This is a genomic window from Streptomyces sp. NPDC048182, from assembly GCF_043202555.1.
GTDB lineage: Bacteria > Actinomycetota > Actinomycetes > Streptomycetales > Streptomycetaceae > Streptomyces.
In genome coordinates this window covers 345,159-363,810 of record NZ_JBIDAQ010000001.1, presented here as the reverse complement: position 1 = coordinate 363,810, position 18,652 = coordinate 345,159, and the positions used below count along the sequence as shown (strand labels likewise).

Genomic DNA, 18,652 nt, shown 5'->3' with positions numbered 1-18,652 from the left:
ATGGCACCGCGGGAGAGCAGCCACAGGGCGGGGGAGAGTGGCGCGCCCACCGTCCTCGCCTGCGGCGAGGTCCGCACCTGCCTGCTGCCGGCCCGGCAGGCCCTCGACATCCGCTCCGCCGCCCAGCTCCTCGGCCTGCGCGCCGACGAGCGGGTCCTGCTCTCCGAGCGACCCAACCTCTACGCGCGTTCCCCCGACACCCTCACCGGCGTCGACTGCCCGCTGCCCAGCGGCACCGGCGCCCGGGTCCGCGCCATCGGCACCGTCGCCGCGCGGGCCGCGCTCACCGAGGGCCGGCTGCTCCAGACCTCCGCGCGCTGCACCCTGCCCGCCGCGGGACCCGACCAGCGCCGCCCCTGGGGCCACTACCTGGTCCGCCCCGGCCTGGTCGAGCCGCTGGGCAAGCTGCCGCACGAGGCCGTCGCGCAGGGCGTCCTCGCCGGTGGCCGCCCCGGCGACCTGGACGTCGGGTTGATCGCCGACGGTCTGCTCACCCGCCTGCTGCGCCACCCGCTGCTCGACCAGCGCCCGCCGCTGCGCTCCCGCCCCACCCGGCTGCGCTGGGTCGCGCTGCCCGCCGAAGGGGCGCCGCGCGTCGAGCGGTTCACCCTCACCGAGGACGAGCTGCGCACCGTGCGGCTGCGGGTGCCGGAGGGGACGCCGGCCGCCGACATCGCCGGGCTCTGCGACGACCTCGCGCTGCACGACTGGCTGCTGACCACGCTGGTCCGCCTCCTCGACGGCCTCCGCCTGGGCACCGAGGACGCCGGCGCCGTCGTACGGACCCTGCGCCCGGCCGTCGACCACCTGCTGCACCTGTGGATGCCCCGCGCCCGGGTGGCCACCGAACTCGCGGCCCTCTGGCTCCCGTTGGAGGAGAACCCCGGCTTCACCCGGCAGTGGGGGACCCTCGTCCAGCGCATCCGCGACCAGCTCGCCCTGCACGCGATCACCGGCCTCACCCGGGAGGCCGCGACGGTTCCCTGACCCCACGCGGACCGCCCGGCCTCCCACGCACATCCCCGCCCCGATCCGACGCGCATCCCAACGGGGGGAGCAGCGATGAGCACGGCACCGACATCCCGACCCGACGACACGGCGGGGCCACCCGCCGGCACCGTCCTGACCGGCGAGGCGCCCTGGCCCCGCCGGCTGCTGTCCGGCCTGGTGGCCGGCGCCCTCGCCTGGGGCGTCGCCGCGCTGCTCGGCCCGGAGCAGGAGACCTGGCGGCAGCTGACCGCCGCCGCGTTCACCGCGGTGGCCGTCGTCGCCGTCCCGTACATCCTGGGCCTCGGCCCGCGCCCGCCGACGCCCGGCATGGCGGAGCACACCCGGCAGGTGGAGAGCGCCCTCGCCGAGCACACCGCCGCCGTCCGCGAGGGCCTGATCCGCCACGACGACGCGCTGCGCAGCGGTCTGACCCGGCACACCGAGGACGTACGGCACCTGGTGGAGGACCGGCTGCCCGCGCCGGACGCCGAGCCGGCCCCCGAGCCCGGGCCGCGCCCCCAGCTGGACCGGATCCGCGTCGACAGCGTGCCCGACCTGGCCCGCAACTTCGCCGAGCTGCTCGCTCCCGGGCCCTCCATCCTGCACACCTTCGTGCACCTGGAGATGGCCCGCGTCGTCGGCCACATGGCTGACCTGTCCTCGCTCAGCGCGGAGTGCCCCGGCGAGAACCACGACTGGATGCTCACCCTCACCCGCGCCGCCGACCAGTCCATCTGCGCCACCAGCACCTCCGTGGACCGGGAGTTCTGGAGCAGCGAGCCCGCCGGGCGCTACCTCGACGGCCAGCAGGAGGCCATCGACGACCGGGGCGTCGCGGTGCGCCGGCTGTTCCTCCTGGAGAGCGCCCGCGAGCTGGACGACCGGCTGCTGCGCCTGTGCGAGGAGCAGGAGCTGCGGCGCATCGACGTCCGCGTGGCCGTCCTGCCGGAACTCCCCCCGCACCTCCAGCGCGGCACCACCAACGACTTCATCGTCTACGACGAGGAGGTCTCCTTCGAGGTCGAGCAGGACCTCCGCGCCGTCAACGTCAGCACCCGCCTCATCGCCCGGCACGACCACGTCCGGGACCGGATGAAGCGCTTCAAGGAGCTGTGGGACGCCGGGATGGGCCTGCGCGAGCTGGAGGTCCGGGTGGACGCGGAGGAGGACGGCAACTGGATGGTGGACCAGGCGTGACCGACCGGGCCCGAGGCCCGCGACCTTCGGCGCGCCGCCGTAGACCGACGGCCGACTGCGCGGGCCGGACGGCCCCGGCACGGTGGGCGCATGGAGAACACCGAGCAGAGCGGCAAGGGGATCAGCCGGGCGCGGTTCCTGGTGGGGGCGGCGGCGGTGGGCCTGGCGGGGGCGACGGGGCTGCCGGCCGCCGGCGCGTCGGCGGCGACCGCGCCGGGGCTGACCCGGCGGGGCGTCGTCTACACCGTCGGCGCGGGGGAGACGCCGGGGACCGCCTGGAGCGCGGCCCGGATGCGCGCCGACCTCCGCGCGATCCGGCACGGCCTGCACGCGAACACCGTCGACGTCACCGGTGACGGCGTGGAGCGCCTCACCGCGACGGCCGCCGAGGCCGCCGAGCAGGGCCTGCACGTCTGGCTCCAGCCGACCCTCGGGGACGTGCCGCAGCGCGACATCCTGGACCACCTCGCCGAGTGCGGCCGGTTCGCGCAGGGGCTGCGGCGGCAGGGCGCGGGCGTCGAGCTGAGCGTCGGCTGCGAGTTCTGGCTGTTCGTGCCGGGCATCGTGCCGGGCGCCACCGCCCAGGAGCGCATCGCCAACCTGCTGTCCGGCACGGTGGACATGGCGGCCGTCCAGCGCCGCCTGGCCCGCTTCACCGCCCGGGCCGCCGGCGTCGGCCGCTCCGTCTTCGCCGGCCGCCTCGGCTACGCCGCCGCGCAGGACGACGAGGTCGACTGGTCGCTGTTCGACGTGGTCGGCATCGACTACTACGGCTACCACCGGGACCGCGCCGGCTACGCCGCCGATCTCGCCCGCTACCGGCGCTTCGGCAAGCCCCTCGCCATCACCGAGTTCGGCACCTGCGCCTACGCGGGCGCCCCGCAGACGGCCGGCATGGGCTGGGACGTCGTCGACCACGCGAAGGACCCCCCGGAGATCAAGCCCGGCCTGGTCCGCAGCGAGCGCACCCAGGCCGGGTACGTGGCGGAACTCGTCGACGTCTTCGCCTCCCTCGGCCTGTACGCCGCGATGGCCTTCGAGTTCGTCACCCCGGACGCCCCGCACCGCCCCGGCGACCCCCGCCACGACCTGGACATGGCGAGCTACGCCCTGGTCAAGCCGATCGAGGACCGCCGGGGCTGGCACTGGGAGCCGAAGCAGGCTTTCCACGCGCTGGCCGGCCGCTACAGCCGGCTCCGGGCCATGGGTGAGAATGGGCGGCATGAGTCTGTTCCGCGACGACGGCATCGTGCTGCGCACCCAGAAGCTGGGTGAGGCGGACCGGATCATCACCCTGCTCACCCGCGGTCACGGGCGGGTACGGGCCGTGGCGCGGGGCGTGCGGCGCACCAAGTCGAAGTTCGGGGCTCGCCTGGAGCCGTTCTCCCACGTCGACGTGCAGTTCTTCGCCCGGGGCAGCGAGCTGGTCGGGCGCGGGCTGCCGCTGTGCACGCAGAGCGAGACCATCGCGCCGTACGGCGGCGGCATCGTCGCCGACTACGGCCGCTACACCGCCGGCACCGCGATGCTGGAGACGGCGGAGCGGTTCACCGACCACGAGGGCGAGCCGGCCGTGCAGCAGTACCTGCTGCTGGTCGGCGCCCTGCGCACCCTGGCCAGGGGCGAGCACGCGCCGAACCTCGTCCTCGACGCCTTCCTGCTGCGCTCCCTCGCCGTGAACGGCTACGCGCCCACCTTCGGCGACTGCGCGAAGTGCGGCCTGCCCGGGCCGAACCGGTTCTTCTCGGTCGGCTCGGGCGGCTCCGTCTGCGCCGACTGCCGGGTGCCCGGCAGCGTCGTACCCTCGCCGCAGGCCCTGGAGCTGCTCGGGGCGCTGCTCACGGGAGACTGGGGGACGGCGGACGCCTGCGAGCCGCGGTACGTCCGCGAGGGCAGCGGGCTGGTGTCGGCGTACCTGCACTGGCACCTGGAGCGCGGCCTGCGCTCCCTGCGGTACGTCGAGAAGACCTGAACCACCTGAAGGAGACGAGAGACACATGGCCGTACGCGGGATCCTGGGCCGCCAGCGCCGCGAGTACCGGACGCCCGAACCCCACCCCTCCGGCGCGCGGCCGCCGATCCTCGGCGAGCTGGTGCCCGAACATGTGGCGATCGTCATGGACGGCAACGGGCGCTGGGCCAAGGAGCGCGGGCTGCCGCGCACCGAGGGGCACAAGGTCGGCGCCGAGCAGGTCCTCGACGTGCTCCAGGGCGCGGTGGAGATCGGCGTGGAGAACATCTCGCTGTACGCCTTCTCCACCGAGAACTGGAAGCGCTCACCGGAGGAGGTGCGCTTCCTGATGAACTTCAACCGCGACTTCATCCGCAAGTCCCGCGACCAGCTGGACAGCCTGGGCATCCGGGTGCGCTGGGTGGGCCGGATGCCGAAGCTGTGGAAGTCGGTGGCCAAGGAGTTGCAGGTCGCCCAGGAGCAGACCAAGGACAACGACCGGCTCACGCTGTACTTCTGCATGAACTACGGCGGTCGCGCCGAGATCGCCGACGCGGCGAAGGCCCTCGCCGAGGACGTGCGGGCGGGCCGCCTCGACCCGTCGAAGGTGAACGAGAAGACGCTGGCGAAGTACCTGTACTACCCCGACATGCCGGACGTCGACCTGTTCCTGCGCCCCAGCGGCGAGCAGCGCACCTCCAACTACCTGCTGTGGCAGAGCGCCTACGCCGAGATGGTCTTCCAGGACGTGCTGTGGCCGGACTTCGACCGCCGCGACCTGTGGCGGGCCTGCCTGGAGTTCGCCTCCCGCGACCGCCGCTTCGGCGGCGCGATCCCGAACGAGCAGCTCCTGGCCATGGAGGGCCGGCAGGAGGTCTGATCCGCCCGCGGCGGCGCGGGACCGGCCCGGCTACCATCTCGCTTCATGGACACGGGGCGGGATGCGGTGCGGGACGTGGTGGAACTGAGATACCGGCCGGAGGCGGCCGACTTCAGCTCGGCGCTGCGGGCCCGGCTGCGGGCCGGCCGGGGCGCCTGGGTGTATCGGTGGCTGCTGCCCGTCATGGTCGGGGCCGTCATCGCCGCGGAAGTGGTGGGCGTCGCGGCCGGCACGGGCGGGCTCCCGCCGTTCGTGCTGATGGCGGCAGTCGGGCTGGCCGTCGCCCTTCCGCTCACTCCCTGGTTGCAGGCCCGCGCCTTCCAGCGGCTCGCGGAGTGGCAGGGCGAGTTCCGTGCGACGGTGACGGACCGCGGGACCACCGTGGCCACCGCCCACACCACCGTCGCCGCCGACTGGGTGGCGCAGCCCCGCTACCGGGAGACGGACCGGGTGTTCGTCCTGCTGAGCGCGGACAGGAACGCCACGGGCCTCACGGTGCTCCCCAAGCGCGGGCTCGCCGGCCCGGCGGACGCGGACCGGCTGCGGGCGCTCCTCGACCGGCACCTCACGCGGTGCTAGCTCACGCGGTGCCGGCTCACGAGGTGGTGGCTCACGAGGTGCCGGCCGCGCACTCCGCGCAGGTGCCGAAGATCTCCACGGTGTGCGCCACGTTGACGTAGCCGTGCTCGGCGGCGACGGCCTCCGCCCACTTCTCCACCGCCGGGCCCTCGACCTCGACGGCCTTGCCGCAGGAGCGGCAGACCAGGTGGTGGTGGTGGTCGTCGGTGGAGCAGCGCCGGTAGACCGACTCGCCCTCGGCGGTGCGCAGGACGTCGACCTCGCCGGCGTCGGCGAGGGACTGCAGGGTGCGGTAGACCGTGGTCAGGCCGACGGAGTCGCCCTTGTGCTTGAGCATGTCGTGCAGTTCCTGCGCGCTGCGGAACTCCTCGACCTCCTGCAGCGCCGCCGAGACGGCGGCCCGCTGCCGGGTGGCGCGGCCCTTCACGGGCGGTCCAGCGGTGGTCACGGGTCCCTCCTCACGCGTGTGCGGCTGTGCCGGGGGCCATTGTGCCAGCCCGGGCCCCCCGCGGTCAGGCGCCGACCTCCTCGCCCGGGTTCCGGGTGGCCGGAATGCGGCACTCGGCCGGGTCGCCTGCGGGGCCCGCGGCGGCGGCTGCCCGCGCGCGTCGCCGGGCCAGCGGGGCGGCCAGCGCGGTCAGCGCGATGAACGCGGCGATGGTCAGCAGCACGATCGTCGCGCCGGGCGGCACGTCCTGGTAGTACGAGGTGACCGTGCCGCCGATGGTCACGGCCACGCCGATGGCCACGGCGACCGCGAAGGTGGCGGCGAAGCTGCGGGTGAGCGCCTGCGCGGCGGCCACCGGCACCACCATCAGCGCCGACACCAGCAGCAGCCCGACCACGCGCATCGCGACGGTCACGGTGACGGCCGCGGTCACGGCGGTCAGCAGGTTCAGGGCGCGCACCGGAAGGCCGGTGACCCGCGCGAACTCCTCGTCCTGGCTGACCGCGAACAGCTGCCGGCGCAGCCCCACGGTGACCAGCACCACGAAGGCCGCCAGCAGGCAGATCGCGGTCACGTCCGACTCCGACACGGTGGAGAGGGAGCCGAAGAGGTACGAGGTGAGGTTGGCGTTGGAGCCGGTGGGCGCGAGGTTGATGAACATCACGCCGCCGGCCATGCCGCCGTAGAAGAGCATGGCGAGGGCGATGTCGCCGCGGGTGCGGCCGTACCAGCGGATCAGCTCCATCAGGACGGCGCCCAGGACCGAGATCACCGTCGCCATCCACACCGGGGACCAGGAGAGCAGGAAGCCGAGGCCGACGCCGGTCATCGCGACGTGGCCGATGCCGTCGCCCATCAGGGCCTGGCGGCGCTGGACGAGGTAGATGCCGATGGCGGGCGCGGTGATCCCGACCAGGACGGCGGCGAGCAGGGCCCGCTGCATGAAGGCGTAGTTCAGGAATTCCATCGTGGGCGCTCTCAGCTCAGCAGGCCGGTGCGCAGCGGCTCGGCGTCGTGGGCCGCGTGCGGGTGGACGTGGTCGTGGCCGGGCAGGGCGTGCTGGCCGACCGCCTTCGGGGGCGGGCCGTCGTGCAGGACGCAGCCGTCGCGCAGGACGACCGCCCGGTCGATCAGCGGCTCCAGGGGGCCCAGCTCGTGCAGGACGAGGAGGACGGTGACGCCGTCCGCGACCTGCTCGCGCAGGGTGCGGGCCAGCACCTCCTGGCTGGCGAGGTCGACGCCGGCCATCGGCTCGTCCATGATCAGCAGTTCCGGTTCGGCGGCCAGCGCGCGGGCGATCAGCACCCGCTGGTGCTGGCCCCCGGAGAGGGCGTTCACCGAGTCCTTGGCGCGGTCGGCCATGCCGACCAGGTCCAGGGCGCGGCGCACGGCGGCATGGTCGGCCCTGCGCAGCACCCCGAAGCGGGCCCGCGCGAGCCGCCCCGAGGAGACCACCTCGGTCACGGTGGCCGGGACCCCGCCGGCGGCGGTGGTGCGCTGCGGGACGTAGCCGAGACGGGCCCAGTCGCGGAACCGGCGGCGCGGGGTGCCGAACAGCTCGATCTCGCCAGCCGTCACCGGCACCTGCCCGATCACGCTGCGCACGGCGGTCGACTTGCCCGAGCCGTTGGCGCCGAGCAGCGCGACGACCTCGCCGCGGCGCACGGTGAGGTCGATGCCGCGCAGGACGGGGCGGGAGCCCAGCTCGGCGCGGACGCCGCGCAGGGAGATGACCGGCTCGCTCATGCTGTCCTCCATGGCTGCTCGTTCGTCGGTCATTTCGCGCCGAGGGCGGTGCGCAGCGCGGCGAGGTTGGACTGCATCACCTGGATGTAGTCGGTGCCCTTGGACTTCTCGGTGATGCCTTCGATGGGGTCGAGCACGTCGGTCTTCAGTCCCGCGTCCCTGGCCAGGGTCTTCGCGGTCTTGTCGGAGACCAGGGTCTCGTAGAAGACGGTGGTGACGCCGTCGGCCTTCGCCTCGGTCTGGAGCTGCTTGATCCGGGCCGGGCTGGGCTCGCTCTCCGGGTCGACGCCGAAGACGGCCTCCTGGGTCAGGCCGTAGCGCTCGGCGAGGTAGCCGAAGGCGGCGTGGTTGGTGAAGAAGACCTTGGTGCGGGTGTCCTTCAGCCCGCTCGCGTACCGGGTGTTCAGGTCGGCGAGCTTCTTCGCCAGCGCGTCGGCGTTCTTGCGGTAGTCGGCGGCGTGGTCCGGGTCGGCCTTCTCGAAGGCAGTGGCGACGCCGGAGGCGACCTGGGCGTACCGCACCGGGTCGAGCCAGATGTGGGGGTCGAGGCCGTGCTCCTCCTCTTCGGAGTGCTCGTCCCCGGCGTGCTCGTGCTCGACGTCCCCGTGGTCCTCAAGCTTCGTCAGCGAGGCGGCGTCGACGGTGGTGTCCACGCCGGCCTGGGCGACGGCCTTGTCCACGGCGGGCTGGAGGCCCTTGAGGTAGAGCAGGGCGTCGGCCTCGCCCAGCTCGGCGGTCTGCTTGGTGCTCAGCTCCAGGTCGTGCGGTTCCTGGCCGGGTTCGGTGAGGGAGGTGGCGTTGACGTGCTCGCCGCCGATCTGCTGGGCCAGGTACTGGAGTGGGTAGAAGGACGTGACGACGTCGAACTTGTCCGTGCCGACCGCCCCCGCGCTGTCGTCGGAGCAGGCGGATAGGGTGCCGAGGCCGAGCGCGGTGACCGCGGTGACCGCGATGCCGGATATCCGGTGTCGTCGTACGTTCATGACACTCATTTTCAACGATTCTGGAAACCGTTGTCAACAAGCTTCCGCGTGATCCCGGTCGCTCCCCGACCGGCCCCCCGATTTGGCCGGGGGCCCGTCCCCGCCGGTAACCTGAGGCATTCTCTGGAAGCATCTACGCTTCGTCGCCCGTCGTCGTAATGAAGAGAGCACCGTGGCCGCCGACAAGATCGACAGCATCGTCAGCCTGAGCAAGCGCCGTGGCTTCGTATTCCCCAGCAGTGAGATCTACGGCGGCACGAAGGCCGCCTGGGACTACGGACCGCTGGGTGTCGAGCTCAAGGAGAACCTGAAGCGCCAGTGGTGGCGCTACATGGTCACCTCGCGCGAGGACGTCGTCGGTCTCGACTCCTCCGTGATCCTCGCCCCCGAGGTCTGGGTGGCCTCCGGTCATGTCGCCACCTTCACGGACCCGCTGACCGAGTGCACCTCCTGTCACAAGCGGTTCCGCGCGGACCACCTGGAGGAGGCGTACGAGGAGAAGAAGGGCCGCGCCCCCGAGAACGGCCTGGCCGACCTCAGCTGCCCCAACTGCGGCAACAAGGGCACCTTCACCGAGCCCAAGCAGTTCTCCGGCCTGCTCTCCACCCACCTCGGCCCGACCCAGGACAGCGGCTCCGTCGCCTACCTGCGGCCCGAGACCGCCCAGGGCATCTTCACCAACTTCGCCCAGGTGCAGACCACGTCGCGCCGCAAGCCGCCGTTCGGCATCGCCCAGATGGGCAAGTCCTTCCGCAACGAGATCACGCCCGGCAACTTCATCTTCCGCACCCGCGAGTTCGAGCAGATGGAGATGGAGTTCTTCGTCAAGCCGGGCGAGGACGAGCAGTGGCAGGAGTACTGGATGGAGCAGCGCTGGAACTGGTACACCGGCCTGGGCCTGCGCGAGGAGAACATGCGGTGGTTCGAGCACCCGAAGGAGAAGCTCTCCCACTACTCCAAGCGCACCGCCGACATCGAGTACCGCTTCCAGTTCGGCGGCAGTGAGTGGGGCGAGCTGGAGGGTGTCGCCAACCGCACCGACTACGACCTCGGCGCCCACGCCAAGGCGTCGGGCCAGGACCTCTCCTACTTCGACCAGGAGGCCGGCGAGCGCTGGACGCCGTACGTCATCGAGCCGGCGGCCGGTGTCGGCCGGGCGATGCTCGCCTTCCTGCTCGACGCGTACGTGGAGGACGAGGCGCCCAACGCCAAGGGCAAGCTGGAGAAGCGCACCGTGCTGCGCCTCGACCCGCGCCTGGCCCCGGTGAAGGCCGCGGTGCTGCCGCTCTCCCGCAACCCGGAGCTGTCGCCCAAGGCCAAGGGCCTCGCCCAGGCGCTGCGGCAGCACTGGAACATCGAGTTCGACGACGCCGGCGCCATCGGCCGCCGCTACCGCCGCCAGGACGAGATCGGCACGCCCTTCTGCGTCACGGTCGACTTCGACACCCTCGAGGACAACGCGGTGACGGTGCGCGAGCGCGACACGATGAAGCAGGAGCGGGTGTCCCTGGACCAGATCGAGGGGTACCTGGCCTCGCGCCTCGTCGGCGCGTGACACTGCGCTCGCCGTAGCGAATCGGCCCCCGATACGGGACCCCTGGTGGTCCTGTGTCGGGGGCCTTCGCGTCGGCAGGGTGGGGCGCATGAACCTGGCCTACCTGCTGTACATGGCGTGGGCGACGCTGCGGGACAAGGACGCCATCGTGGTCGAGGGCGCCCCGGATGCTGCTGCTGAGCTTCGCGGGGTCGTTCGTGGCGCTGGGGGCGAAGCCGGCGGTCACGGCGCGCTGATCGCCGCCGGATGCGTCAACGCCCCTGAAGACGCTTGACGTTGTCGCCGAAGGTCCAGTTCTTCGAGCCGTCCCAGTTGAGGGACCAGGTCATCAGGCCCTTGAGCGAGGTGCCGTAGTGCTGCCACGCCTGGGAGACCAGGGACGGGGACATGTAGCCGCCGCCCGCGCCGGACTGGGCGGGCAGGCCGGGGACCTGCTTGTCGTAGGGCACGCGGATGGTGGTGCCCTGGACGACCAGGCCCTTGTTGAGGCAGTCGGTCTGGGCGGTGAAGCCCTGGACGGTGCCGGCGGAGTAGGAGTCGCCGGAGCAGCCGTACATGCTGCCGTTGTAGTACTGCATGTTGAGCCACCACAGCCGTCCGTTGTCGGCGTACTTCTTGACGACCGGCAGGTACGCGCCCCAGATGGAGCCGTAGGTGACGCTGCCACCGGTGACGTAGGCGGTCTCCGGTGCCATGGTGAGGCCGAAGTTCGACGGCATCTTGGCGAGGACGCCGTCGATGATGCGGATCAGGTTGGCCTGGGACGTGGAGAGTTGGGCGATGTTGCCGCTGCCGGTGAGGCCGGTCTCGATGTCGATGTCGATGCCGTCGAAGTTGTACTTCTTCAGGATCGGCACGATGGTCGCCACGAAGCGGTCGGCGACGGCGGTGGAGGAGAGGTCGATGCCGGCCGCGGCGCCGCCGATGGAGAGCAGCAGGGTCTGCCCGGCGGCCTTGGCCGCGCACATCTCGGCCGGCGTGGCGACCTTCACGCCGGTGTCCATGCCGTCCTCCCACAGGGCCGTGCCGTCGGAGCGGATGACCGGGAAGGCGGCGTTCAGGACGTTGTAGCCGTGGGCGGCGATGCGGGAGTCGGTGATCGGCGTCCAGCCGAAGGGCGGGTGCACGCCGTTGGCGGCGCCGTCCCAGTTCTCCCAGTAGCCCTGGAGGACCTTGCCGGCAGGGCGGGACTTCACGGCGCAGGTGTCGGCGGTGGGGGCGGCCGACGCGGTGGGGGTGAGTGCGGGGGCGGCGACGAGGGCCGCGGTGAGGGCGGCGGTGAGCAGGCGGAGCATGTGTCCTCCAGGTGGTGGGGTCGATCGGAGGTGTCGAAGACATGACAGTGCTGGTCCAGACCTGGCGTCAATAGGTCTGGACCAAAATGACAATTCAATGAATGACAGAAGTTGAAATCTGTCATCTGTCATGTCAAGCTGGATCCATGACCATGAACACCCGAACCCTCGGAACCACCGGCCCCCAGGTCTCCGCCCTCGGCCTCGGCTGCATGGGCATGTCCGCGCTGTACGGCGAGGCGGACCGGGCCGAGTCCATCGCCACCATCCACGCCGCCCTGGAGGCCGGCGTGACCCTGCTCGACACCGGCGACTTCTACGCCATGGGCCACAACGAGATGCTGATCGGCGAGGCCCTGCGCGCCGCCCCCGCCGCCCGGCGCGAACAGGCGCTGCTCAGCGTGAAGTTCGGCGCCCTGCGCGACGCCGACGGCGGCTGGTCGGGTTACGACGGCCGGCCGGCGGCGGTGAAGAACTTCGCCGCCTACTCGCTCCAGCGCCTCGGCGCCGACCACATCGATGTCTACCGCCTGGCCCGCCTCGACCCCGACGTCCCCATCGAGGAGACCGTCGGCGCCGTCGCCGAACTGGTCGAGAAGGGCCACGTCCGGCACATCGGCCTCAGCGAGGTCGGCGCGGAGACCATCCGCCGGGCCGCCGCGACCGCCCCGATCTCGGACCTGCAGATCGAGTACTCCCTGATCTCGCGCGGCATCGAGGCCGAGATCCTGCCCACCGCCCGCGAGCTGGGCATCGGGATCACGGCCTACGGGGTCCTCTCCCGCGGCCTGATCTCCGGCCACTTCACCCGGGACCGGCAGCTCGCCGCCACCGACTTCCGCGCCCACGCGCCCCGCTTCCAGGGCGAGAACCTCCAGCGCAACCTGGACCTGGTGGACGAGCTGCGCAAGATCGCCGAGCAGCAGGGCGTCAGCGTCGCGCAGACCGCCATCGCCTGGGTGCTGGCCCAGGGCGAGGACATCGTGCCGCTGATCGGCGCCCGCAGCCGGGAGCGCCTCGACGAGGCCCTCGGCGCCCTGGACGTCACGCTGGACGCGGGCGACCTGGCCGCCATCGAGCGCGCGGTACCGGCCGGCGCGGCGGCGGGCGAGCGCTACGGGGCGGCCCAGATGGCCCAGGTCGAGCGCTGACGGATGGCAGGTACGGTCTAGTCCATGGCCCCGAGCTCCGAGATCCTGACCGCCGAGCGCATCCTCGCCGCCACCGAGGAGGTGCTGCGCCGGCACGGCCCGGCCAAGGCCACCGTGGTCGACGTGGCGCGCGCGCTCGGCGTCAGTCACGGCAGCGTCTACCGTCACTTCCGCACCAAGGCGGCGCTGCGCGAGGCGGTGACCAAGCGGTGGCTGGACCGTACGTCCGAGTCGCTGGCCGGGATCGTCGCGGCGGAGGACCGGGAGCCCGCGGAGCGGCTGCGCGCGTGGCTGCGCACGCTCTTCGACGCCAAGCGCCGCAAGGCGGGTGACGACCCGGAGCTGTTCGCGACGTACCAGGTCCTCGTCGGCGAGAACGGCGACGCGGTGGGGCAGCACATCACCGACCTGGTCGACCAGTTGGAGCGGATCGTCCGGGCGGGCGCGGCCTCCGGCGCCTTCACCGCCGCCGACCCCCGCGCCGCCGCGTTCGCGGTCTTCCACGCCAGCGGCCGCTTCCACGACCCGTGTTACGCGCGGGAGTGGGAACGGCCGGAGATCGAGGCGGAGTTCGCGGGCGTGGTGGAGCTGGTGCTGCGGGGCCTCGGCGCGGTGGGCTGACCGTCCGTCCCGGCGTGCGACCGGAGGCGGAGGCGCGGATCCCCCCCCGGAGAGGAGGGGCTCCGCCCGCTGGGACGACGCCGCCGCGTGGTGCGCGGTGACACGGTGTGCGGGTCGGCCCCCTCCCGTATCGGAGTCCACGATGCCCGCTCGATCCCCTTCCTCCGCGGTCCCGCGCTGGGCGGTCCGCGCGGCATGGGCGACCATGCTCTGCACCGTCCCGTCCTGCGTGTGGCGGCTCGCCCTCGGCGTGGGGGTGGACGTCGGCTTCACCGGGCGGCTCGGCTCCCTGTACACGGGAACCCCGATCATGATCTACGTCCTCGTCCTCACGCTCCTCTCCCAGGCGCCGGCCTGCCTGACCTTCGCCCTGGTCTGCCCCTGGGGCGAGCGGGTCCCCGGCTGGGTCCCGCGGCTGGGCGGGCGCCGGGTGCCGCCGCTCGCGGTGGCGCTGCCCGCGGCGGTGGGGGCGGTCGCGGTGACGGCGCTGTGCGCGGTGGTGACCCTGCTGCCGGGCGGGCCGCTGGACAACCCCGACTTCCCGCGGGGCACCGCCGGCCTGATCATGGACGCCTGCTACGTGCCGCTGCTCGCCTGGGGGCCGCTGGTCGCCGTGCTCACCGTCGCGTACCTCCGGCGGCGGCGGTCCGCCAGAACTCCTCCAGGAGCGGGGGCATCGGGCTCGGTCCGGTCAGCATCACCTGCGTGAGCAGGACGGCGACGGTGCCGGTGGCGGGGACCAGGTGCGCGGTGGTGCCGGAGCCGCCGACCCAGCCGTAGCGGCCGGGCACGTTCCACGGCTCGGCGCGTTCGCGGTCGACCTGGCCGCCGTACCCCCAGCCCTGGCCCTGGAGGAAGAGCGCCCCGGCCGCGCGCTGCGCGGCGGTCGTGTGGTCGGTGGTCATCCGGCGCACCGACTCCGCCGTCAGCACTTGGCGGCCGTCGGCGGCGGTGCCGCCCGCGAGCAGCATCCGGAAGAAGGCCAGCAGGTCGTCGACGGTGGAGACCAGGCCGCCGGCCCCGGAGGCGAAGGCGGGCGGGGTGCTCCACTCGCCGTCGGCGGGGGAGTCGACGAGGGCGAGCCCGCCGTCGGTGGGGGCGTACATGCTGGTGAACCGGGACTGCCGGGCCCGCGGCACATGGAACGCGGTGTCGGTCATGCCCAGCGGCTCGAACAGCCGCTCCGCCATGACGTCGGCGGCCGGCCGGCCGGTGACCCGCTGGACGAGGGCGCCCTGGAGGTCGGAGCAGGTGTTGTACAGCCACCCCTCGCCCGGCTGGTGGAGCAGGGGGACCTCGGCGAGGGCGGCGAGCAGCGCGTCCAGCGGGGGCATCTGCCCGGGGTGCAGCCCGCCCGGCAGCACGCGGAACAGCTCGGCCACGCCGGGCAGCGAGAAGTCGGCGGGGAACCCCCATCCCGCGCGGCTGGTCAGCAGGTCCTCGACGGTGATCGCCCGCTCCGCCGGCACGACGTCCCCCAGCTCGGCGTCGGGCGCCCGCAGCACGCGGGGCTTCGCCAGCTCGGGCAACCAGGCGTCCACCGGCTCTTTCAGGCCGAGCCGCCCCTCGTCCACCAGCGTCATCACCAGCGCGGCGGTGACCGGCTTGGTCAGCGAGGCGACCCGGAACAACGTGTCCCGCCGCATCGGCGCGCTCCCCTCCACGTCCACGTCCCCGACGGCGACGACCTCGACGTCGTCGCCGTGGGCGAGCAGGCCGACGGCACCGGGGGCGGTGCCGGCGTCCACGGCGCGGCGGAGGGTGGCGTGAAGGGGGGTGGGCGTACCGCTCATGAGGGCTCCTCGGCGTGGTCGGCTCGATCCTGCAGGGAAGACTCCCACCCGGAGCCGTTCTCATCGCCGAGCGAACCGGGTCGTGCGGCAGCGGGCGCGTGCCGACGGTGGTCCGCGTCGGACGCCGGAAGGGCGCCGCGTCAGCCGATCGTCCGCGGCAGCCGCAGGCTCAGCAGCCCCGTCAGGGCGACCAGCCCCAGCTGCACCGCCAGCGTCGTCGTCAGGGCGTCGCGCATGCCCGTCGTCGGGGTGAGGGAGAGGAACAGGGTGCCCAGGGTGGCGACGCCCAGGGCGAGGGCGGACTGCTGGGTGGTCATCATGACGCCGCTGCCCACGCCCGCGCGCGTGGCGGGGACGTCGGAGAGGACGACGCGGTAGATCACCGGGAGCTGCATGGCCTGGCCGGCGCCGGCCAGGGCGCCGCCCGGAAGGAGGGTCCAGGCGGACAGGTCGGGCCAGGAGCGGTGGGCGGCCAGCAGGACGAGGGCCAGGCCCGCGGCCTGGAGCACCGAGCCCGCGGCGATGATCCGCGTGCCCCAGCGGGCGACCAGGCGGGGCCCGGCGAGCGACGTGAAGAAGAAGGCCACCGCCAGCGGGAGCAGGGCCGAGCCCGCCGCGACCGGGCCGAGGCCCGCGCCCTGCTGGAGGGCCACCGCGACCACGAACATGAAGCCGCTGAAGCCGATGGAGAAGGGGAGGATGAGGAGCAGGCCCCGGCGCAGGGTGAGGGAGGCGAAGAGGCTGGGTGGGACCAGCGGGGTGCGGCCGGCGCGGTCCGCCCGGCGCTCCACCGCGTAGAACGCCGCCGCCGCCAGCGGGAACGCCGCCAGGGACAGCCACGTCCACAGGGGCCAGCCCGCCGCCCGGCCCTCGGTGAGGGGCAGGAGGAGGGTGAGCAGGGCCGCGGCGAGCAGGGCGGTGCCGGGGCCGTCCAGGGGCTCCGGGCGGGGGGAGTGGGTCTCGGGGAGTGAGCGGCCGGCCAGGAGGAGGCCGGCGAGGACCACCGGGACGTTGACGAGGAACACCGCCCGCCAGCCGGTGCCGGCGATGTCCGCCGCGACCAGGACGCCGCCCAGGATCTGGCCCGCCACCATCGCCAGGCCCGCCGTCGCGCCGTACAGGCCCATCGCCCGCGCCCGGCGCGGTCCGGCCGTCGTGGCCTGGATGGTCGCGAGCACCTGCGGCAGCATCGCCGCCGCCGCCGCGCCCTGCGCCACCCGCGCCGCCACCAGCGACCAGGCGCCGGGCGCCAGACCGCACGCCAGCGAGGTCAGCCCGAAGGCCGCCATGCCGGCGAGGAAGAGCCGGCGCCGGCCGAAGAGGTCGCCCAGCCGGCCGCCGAGGACCAGCAGGACGGCGTACGCCACCCCGTAGCCGGCGACGACCAGCTCCAGGACCGCCTCGCTCGCGTGCAGGTCGGAGTCGATGCTGGGCAGGGCGACGTTGACGATGAAGAAGTCGACCAAAGGGAGCGCGGCGGCCAGCAGGACCGTGAACAGGCCCAGGGCGCCGAGGGCCGGAGAGGAGGGGGAGGTGGCAGGGGCCGTTGTGCTGCGTGGTGTCGTCGTGTCGGTCACGTCGTCGAGACTGCGCCGCCGCTGAGACTGGTACCAGAGTGTGCTGATCCTGGTAGTGGAAGTACCTGGCACCGGGCTGCGGGCGGCGGCATGCTGGGGGCATGGCGATCACCGCGGACCAGGCCGTACCCGACGCTCCCGCCGAGGAAGGCGTCTCCGAGGTGCGCCGGCACGAGCTGGCCGACTTCCTGCGCAGCCGCCGCGAGCGCATCTCCCCCGAGCTGGTCGGCCTGCCCCGCGGCCCCCGGCGCCGTACGCCCGGGCTGCGGCGCGAGGAGGTCGCCCACCTCTCGGCGGTCGGCGTCACCTGGTACACCTGGTTGGAGCAGGCCCGCGACATCCAGGTCTCCGTGCAGGTCCTCGACGCCCTCGCCCGCGCCCTGCTGCTCGACCCGACCGAGCGCGCCCACCTCTTCCAGCTCGCCGGCGCCGTCGACCCCGCGCCCGCGACCGTCTGCCCGGCCATCACCCCGGCCGTGCGCGGGCTCCTCGAGCAGATGGAGCCCTTCCCGGCCGCCGTGCAGAACAGCCGGTACGACATCCTCGCCCACAACCGCACGTACGGACTGCTCTTCTGCGACCTGGACGCCGTGCCGCCCGAGGACCGCAACTGCCTGATCCTCAGTTTCACGCACGCCGAGTGGCAGTCCTCCATCGTGCACCTGGACGAGGCGCAGCGGCTGATGGCCGCGCGGTTCCGGGCCACCATGGCCGGGCACCTCGCCGAGCCGGCCTGGAAGGTGCTGCTCCAGCGGCTGCGCGAGTCGCCCGGGTTCCGGCAGGTGTGGGACCGGCACGAGGTGGTCGCCCACCGCTCCAAGCGCAAGGAGTTCGACAACCGGTACGTGGGGCGGGTCAGCCTCGACCACGCCGACCTGTGGCTCGGGCCCGCACCCGGGCCGCGCATCGTGACGTACGCGCCTGCCGACGACGTCTCGCGGAAGCGCCTCGAGCGGCTGCACGCCCTCGCGCTGGAGCGCCGGGGCGGCTGAACGGCCCTCTCGGCATGCGCGCGGCCCGAGATGTGCGGAAGGTGAAGTTCTACGGGTTTCCCACTCCGGGTTCCCTCCCACTCCGCACAGGGCGAGGGCAGACAGCCATGGCTGAGCAGCAGAGGTCGGCGACGCAGGCGCTATCGGGGCCGTTGGGGGCGGTCGGCTCGGTGCTGCGGAGGGTGCCGGGCGCGGGCACGGTCGGGCGGGTGGCCGAGGGCGCGCTGGACCGTATCGAGGCGGTGTCGCCGCGGGCGCGGCGGGTCGTCGTGTACACCGGCGCCGGGGTGCTCGGCGTCGCCGGGCTGGTGGAGTGGCCGGTCGCCGCGGCGGGCGCGGCCGTCGCCTGGCTGACGCAGGCCCGGCCCGGGGGCGCGGGGGAGACGGGGCCTGCGGGGGCCGCCTCGCCGGCGGTGCGGGGGTCGCGGGCCAGGAAGGCGCCCGCTCCGCCACCGCCGGTCGCGCCGGGGAAGGGGGCGGCGGGTGCGGCGACCGGTACGGCTGCGGCGTCCGCCGCCCGCACGGGGGGAGCGGCGGCCAAGGCGGCGCCGGCCTCCGGCGGGAAGGCGGCGCCTGCCTCCGGCGGGAAGGCTGGTGCAGGCGCCGGTGGTGCCGCCGGCGCCGCCGGTGCCAAGGCGACCGGCAGCCCCGCCACCAAGCGTGCCGCCACCGCAGCGAAGGCTGCCGCCGCCGGTACCGGCTCCGCCAAGGAGGCCCGTACCAAGACGACCTCCACCACCCGGCACGCCTCCGCCTCCGCCGCCAAGGGCGTCTCCGCGGGCAAGCGGACCGCCGCGGGCAAGCGGGCGGCCGAGGAGGAGCACAGCGAGGCCGCACGGCGCTCGGCCACGGCCGCCGTGCGCGGCACCCGCAAGACCCGCGGGTGAGGAGAGG

20 protein-coding genes are annotated in these 18,652 nt (G+C 73.6%); 13 read left to right on the top strand and 7 right to left on the bottom strand.

Annotated features, from left to right (window positions below):
• The 6 genes from ACGFZL_RS01775 (at nt 1) to ACGFZL_RS01750 (ending at nt 5,597) form a co-directional block, all read left to right on the top strand.
• Nucleotides 1–987 (top strand): SCO2521 family protein, encoded by a 987-nt coding sequence (locus tag ACGFZL_RS01775; RefSeq protein WP_393688257.1) that lies wholly within the window; start codon nt 1–3, stop codon nt 985–987.
• 75 nt (nt 988–1,062) lie between these two features.
• A complete protein-coding gene (locus ACGFZL_RS01770) occupies nt 1,063–2,187 on the top strand; it encodes a hypothetical protein (protein WP_393688255.1) in 1,125 nt (374 codons plus the stop codon).
• 90 nt (nt 2,188–2,277) lie between these two features.
• Complete coding sequence (locus tag ACGFZL_RS01765; protein ID WP_393688253.1) at nt 2,278–3,462, top strand: abortive phage infection protein; 1,185 nt, start codon at nt 2,278–2,280, stop codon at nt 3,460–3,462.
• Nucleotides 3,410–4,159 (top strand): DNA repair protein RecO, encoded by a 750-nt coding sequence (gene recO / locus ACGFZL_RS01760; protein WP_393688251.1) that lies wholly within the window; start codon nt 3,410–3,412, stop codon nt 4,157–4,159. The genes ACGFZL_RS01765 and recO overlap by 53 nt, the downstream gene beginning before the upstream one ends.
• 25 nt (nt 4,160–4,184) lie before the next feature.
• Complete coding sequence (locus tag ACGFZL_RS01755) at nt 4,185–5,018, top strand: isoprenyl transferase (RefSeq protein WP_355166190.1); 834 nt, start codon at nt 4,185–4,187, stop codon at nt 5,016–5,018.
• 45 nt (nt 5,019–5,063) lie between these two features.
• On the top strand, nt 5,064–5,597 hold the full coding sequence (locus ACGFZL_RS01750) for a YcxB family protein (RefSeq protein ID WP_393688248.1): 534 nt from the start codon (nt 5,064–5,066) through the stop codon (nt 5,595–5,597).
• A 31-nt stretch (nt 5,598–5,628) separates the two neighbouring features.
• Here ACGFZL_RS01750 and ACGFZL_RS01745 read toward each other — a convergent pair whose 3' ends face one another.
• The 4 genes from ACGFZL_RS01745 to ACGFZL_RS01730 form a co-directional block, all read right to left on the bottom strand.
• Nucleotides 5,629–6,045 (bottom strand): Fur family transcriptional regulator, encoded by a 417-nt coding sequence (locus ACGFZL_RS01745; protein WP_393688246.1) that lies wholly within the window; start codon nt 6,043–6,045, stop codon nt 5,629–5,631.
• 64 nt (nt 6,046–6,109) lie between these two features.
• Nucleotides 6,110–7,012, bottom strand: a complete 903-nt coding sequence (locus ACGFZL_RS01740; protein ID WP_393688244.1) for a metal ABC transporter permease — start codon at nt 7,010–7,012, stop codon at nt 6,110–6,112.
• 11 nt (nt 7,013–7,023) lie between these two features.
• Complete coding sequence (locus ACGFZL_RS01735) at nt 7,024–7,791, bottom strand: metal ABC transporter ATP-binding protein (protein ID WP_355166198.1); 768 nt, start codon at nt 7,789–7,791, stop codon at nt 7,024–7,026.
• 29 nt (nt 7,792–7,820) lie between these two features.
• The gene (locus tag ACGFZL_RS01730) at nt 7,821–8,774 is read right to left on the bottom strand and encodes a zinc ABC transporter substrate-binding protein (RefSeq protein WP_393688243.1); all 954 of its coding nucleotides are present in this window, start codon (nt 8,772–8,774) and stop codon (nt 7,821–7,823) included.
• 172 nt (nt 8,775–8,946) lie between these two features.
• Between ACGFZL_RS01730 and ACGFZL_RS01725 the strand changes: the two genes are divergently transcribed.
• Nucleotides 8,947–10,329, top strand: coding sequence for a glycine--tRNA ligase (locus ACGFZL_RS01725; RefSeq protein WP_393688241.1), 1,383 nt, complete (start codon nt 8,947–8,949; stop codon nt 10,327–10,329).
• A gap of 88 nt (nt 10,330–10,417) precedes the next feature.
• Nucleotides 10,418–10,603, top strand: a complete 186-nt coding sequence (locus ACGFZL_RS01720; RefSeq protein WP_393688239.1) for a hypothetical protein — start codon at nt 10,418–10,420, stop codon at nt 10,601–10,603.
• Here ACGFZL_RS01720 and ACGFZL_RS01715 read toward each other — a convergent pair.
• Complete coding sequence (locus tag ACGFZL_RS01715) at nt 10,581–11,624, bottom strand: chitinase (protein ID WP_393688237.1); 1,044 nt, start codon at nt 11,622–11,624, stop codon at nt 10,581–10,583. The two genes, ACGFZL_RS01720 and ACGFZL_RS01715, sit on opposite strands and share 23 nt — an antisense overlap.
• 152 nt (nt 11,625–11,776) lie before the next feature.
• On the opposite strand from ACGFZL_RS01715, the gene ACGFZL_RS01710 reads away from it, so the two are divergent.
• The 3 genes from ACGFZL_RS01710 (at nt 11,777) to ACGFZL_RS01700 (ending at nt 14,105) form a co-directional block, all read left to right on the top strand.
• Nucleotides 11,777–12,775, top strand: coding sequence for an aldo/keto reductase (locus ACGFZL_RS01710; RefSeq protein ID WP_355167158.1), 999 nt, complete (start codon nt 11,777–11,779; stop codon nt 12,773–12,775).
• A gap of 24 nt (nt 12,776–12,799) precedes the next feature.
• A complete protein-coding gene (locus tag ACGFZL_RS01705; RefSeq protein ID WP_393688235.1) occupies nt 12,800–13,396 on the top strand; it encodes a TetR family transcriptional regulator in 597 nt (198 codons plus the stop codon).
• Nucleotides 13,397–13,538: 142 nt separating this feature from the next.
• A complete protein-coding gene (locus tag ACGFZL_RS01700; protein WP_393688233.1) occupies nt 13,539–14,105 on the top strand; it encodes a hypothetical protein in 567 nt (188 codons plus the stop codon).
• On the opposite strand, the gene ACGFZL_RS01695 is transcribed toward ACGFZL_RS01700, so the two are convergent.
• A complete protein-coding gene (locus ACGFZL_RS01695; RefSeq protein WP_393688231.1) occupies nt 14,014–15,189 on the bottom strand; it encodes a serine hydrolase domain-containing protein in 1,176 nt (391 codons plus the stop codon). The genes ACGFZL_RS01700 and ACGFZL_RS01695 overlap by 92 nt on opposite strands.
• Nucleotides 15,190–15,329: 140 nt before the next feature.
• Nucleotides 15,330–16,766 (bottom strand): MFS transporter, encoded by a 1,437-nt coding sequence (locus tag ACGFZL_RS01690; protein WP_393688229.1) that lies wholly within the window; start codon nt 16,764–16,766, stop codon nt 15,330–15,332.
• 101 nt (nt 16,767–16,867) lie between these two features.
• On the opposite strand from ACGFZL_RS01690, the gene ACGFZL_RS01685 reads away from it, so the two are divergent.
• Both ACGFZL_RS01685 and ACGFZL_RS01680 read left to right on the top strand, forming a co-directional pair.
• Entirely contained in the window at nt 16,868–17,758 is an 891-nt protein-coding gene (locus ACGFZL_RS01685; protein ID WP_393688227.1) for a helix-turn-helix transcriptional regulator, read from the top strand.
• Nucleotides 17,759–17,865: 107 nt separating this feature from the next.
• On the top strand, nt 17,866–18,645 hold the full coding sequence (locus ACGFZL_RS01680; protein ID WP_393688225.1) for a hypothetical protein: 780 nt from the start codon (nt 17,866–17,868) through the stop codon (nt 18,643–18,645).
• Nucleotides 18,646–18,652: the final 7 nt, after the last annotated feature.

Excerpts from the sequence above, each read along its gene's own strand:
- ACGFZL_RS01765 (WP_393688253.1), top strand. The coding sequence starts at position 2,278 with ATGGAGAACACCGAGCAGAGCGGCAAGGGGATCAGCCGGGCGCGGTTC.
- ACGFZL_RS01720 (WP_393688239.1), top strand. The coding sequence starts at position 10,418 with ATGAACCTGGCCTACCTGCTGTACATGGCGTGGGCGACGCTGCGGGAC.
- ACGFZL_RS01705 (WP_393688235.1), top strand. The coding sequence starts at position 12,800 with ATGGCCCCGAGCTCCGAGATCCTGACCGCCGAGCGCATCCTCGCCGCC.
- ACGFZL_RS01735 (WP_355166198.1), bottom strand. The coding sequence starts at position 7,791 with ATGAGCGAGCCGGTCATCTCCCTGCGCGGCGTCCGCGCCGAGCTGGGC.
- ACGFZL_RS01775 (WP_393688257.1), top strand. The coding sequence starts at position 1 with ATGGCACCGCGGGAGAGCAGCCACAGGGCGGGGGAGAGTGGCGCGCCC.
- ACGFZL_RS01685 (WP_393688227.1), top strand. The coding sequence starts at position 16,868 with ATGGCGATCACCGCGGACCAGGCCGTACCCGACGCTCCCGCCGAGGAA.
- ACGFZL_RS01710 (WP_355167158.1), top strand. The coding sequence starts at position 11,777 with ATGAACACCCGAACCCTCGGAACCACCGGCCCCCAGGTCTCCGCCCTC.
- ACGFZL_RS01770 (WP_393688255.1), top strand. The coding sequence starts at position 1,063 with ATGAGCACGGCACCGACATCCCGACCCGACGACACGGCGGGGCCACCC.
- ACGFZL_RS01680 (WP_393688225.1), top strand. The coding sequence starts at position 17,866 with ATGGCTGAGCAGCAGAGGTCGGCGACGCAGGCGCTATCGGGGCCGTTG.
- ACGFZL_RS01695 (WP_393688231.1), bottom strand. The coding sequence starts at position 15,189 with ATGAGCGGTACGCCCACCCCCCTTCACGCCACCCTCCGCCGCGCCGTG.
- ACGFZL_RS01740 (WP_393688244.1), bottom strand. The coding sequence starts at position 7,012 with ATGGAATTCCTGAACTACGCCTTCATGCAGCGGGCCCTGCTCGCCGCC.
- recO (WP_393688251.1), top strand. The coding sequence starts at position 3,410 with ATGAGTCTGTTCCGCGACGACGGCATCGTGCTGCGCACCCAGAAGCTG.
- ACGFZL_RS01750 (WP_393688248.1), top strand. The coding sequence starts at position 5,064 with ATGGACACGGGGCGGGATGCGGTGCGGGACGTGGTGGAACTGAGATAC.
- ACGFZL_RS01715 (WP_393688237.1), bottom strand. The coding sequence starts at position 11,624 with ATGCTCCGCCTGCTCACCGCCGCCCTCACCGCGGCCCTCGTCGCCGCC.
- ACGFZL_RS01755 (WP_355166190.1), top strand. The coding sequence starts at position 4,185 with ATGGCCGTACGCGGGATCCTGGGCCGCCAGCGCCGCGAGTACCGGACG.
- ACGFZL_RS01730 (WP_393688243.1), bottom strand. The coding sequence starts at position 8,774 with ATGAACGTACGACGACACCGGATATCCGGCATCGCGGTCACCGCGGTC.
- ACGFZL_RS01700 (WP_393688233.1), top strand. The coding sequence starts at position 13,539 with ATGCCCGCTCGATCCCCTTCCTCCGCGGTCCCGCGCTGGGCGGTCCGC.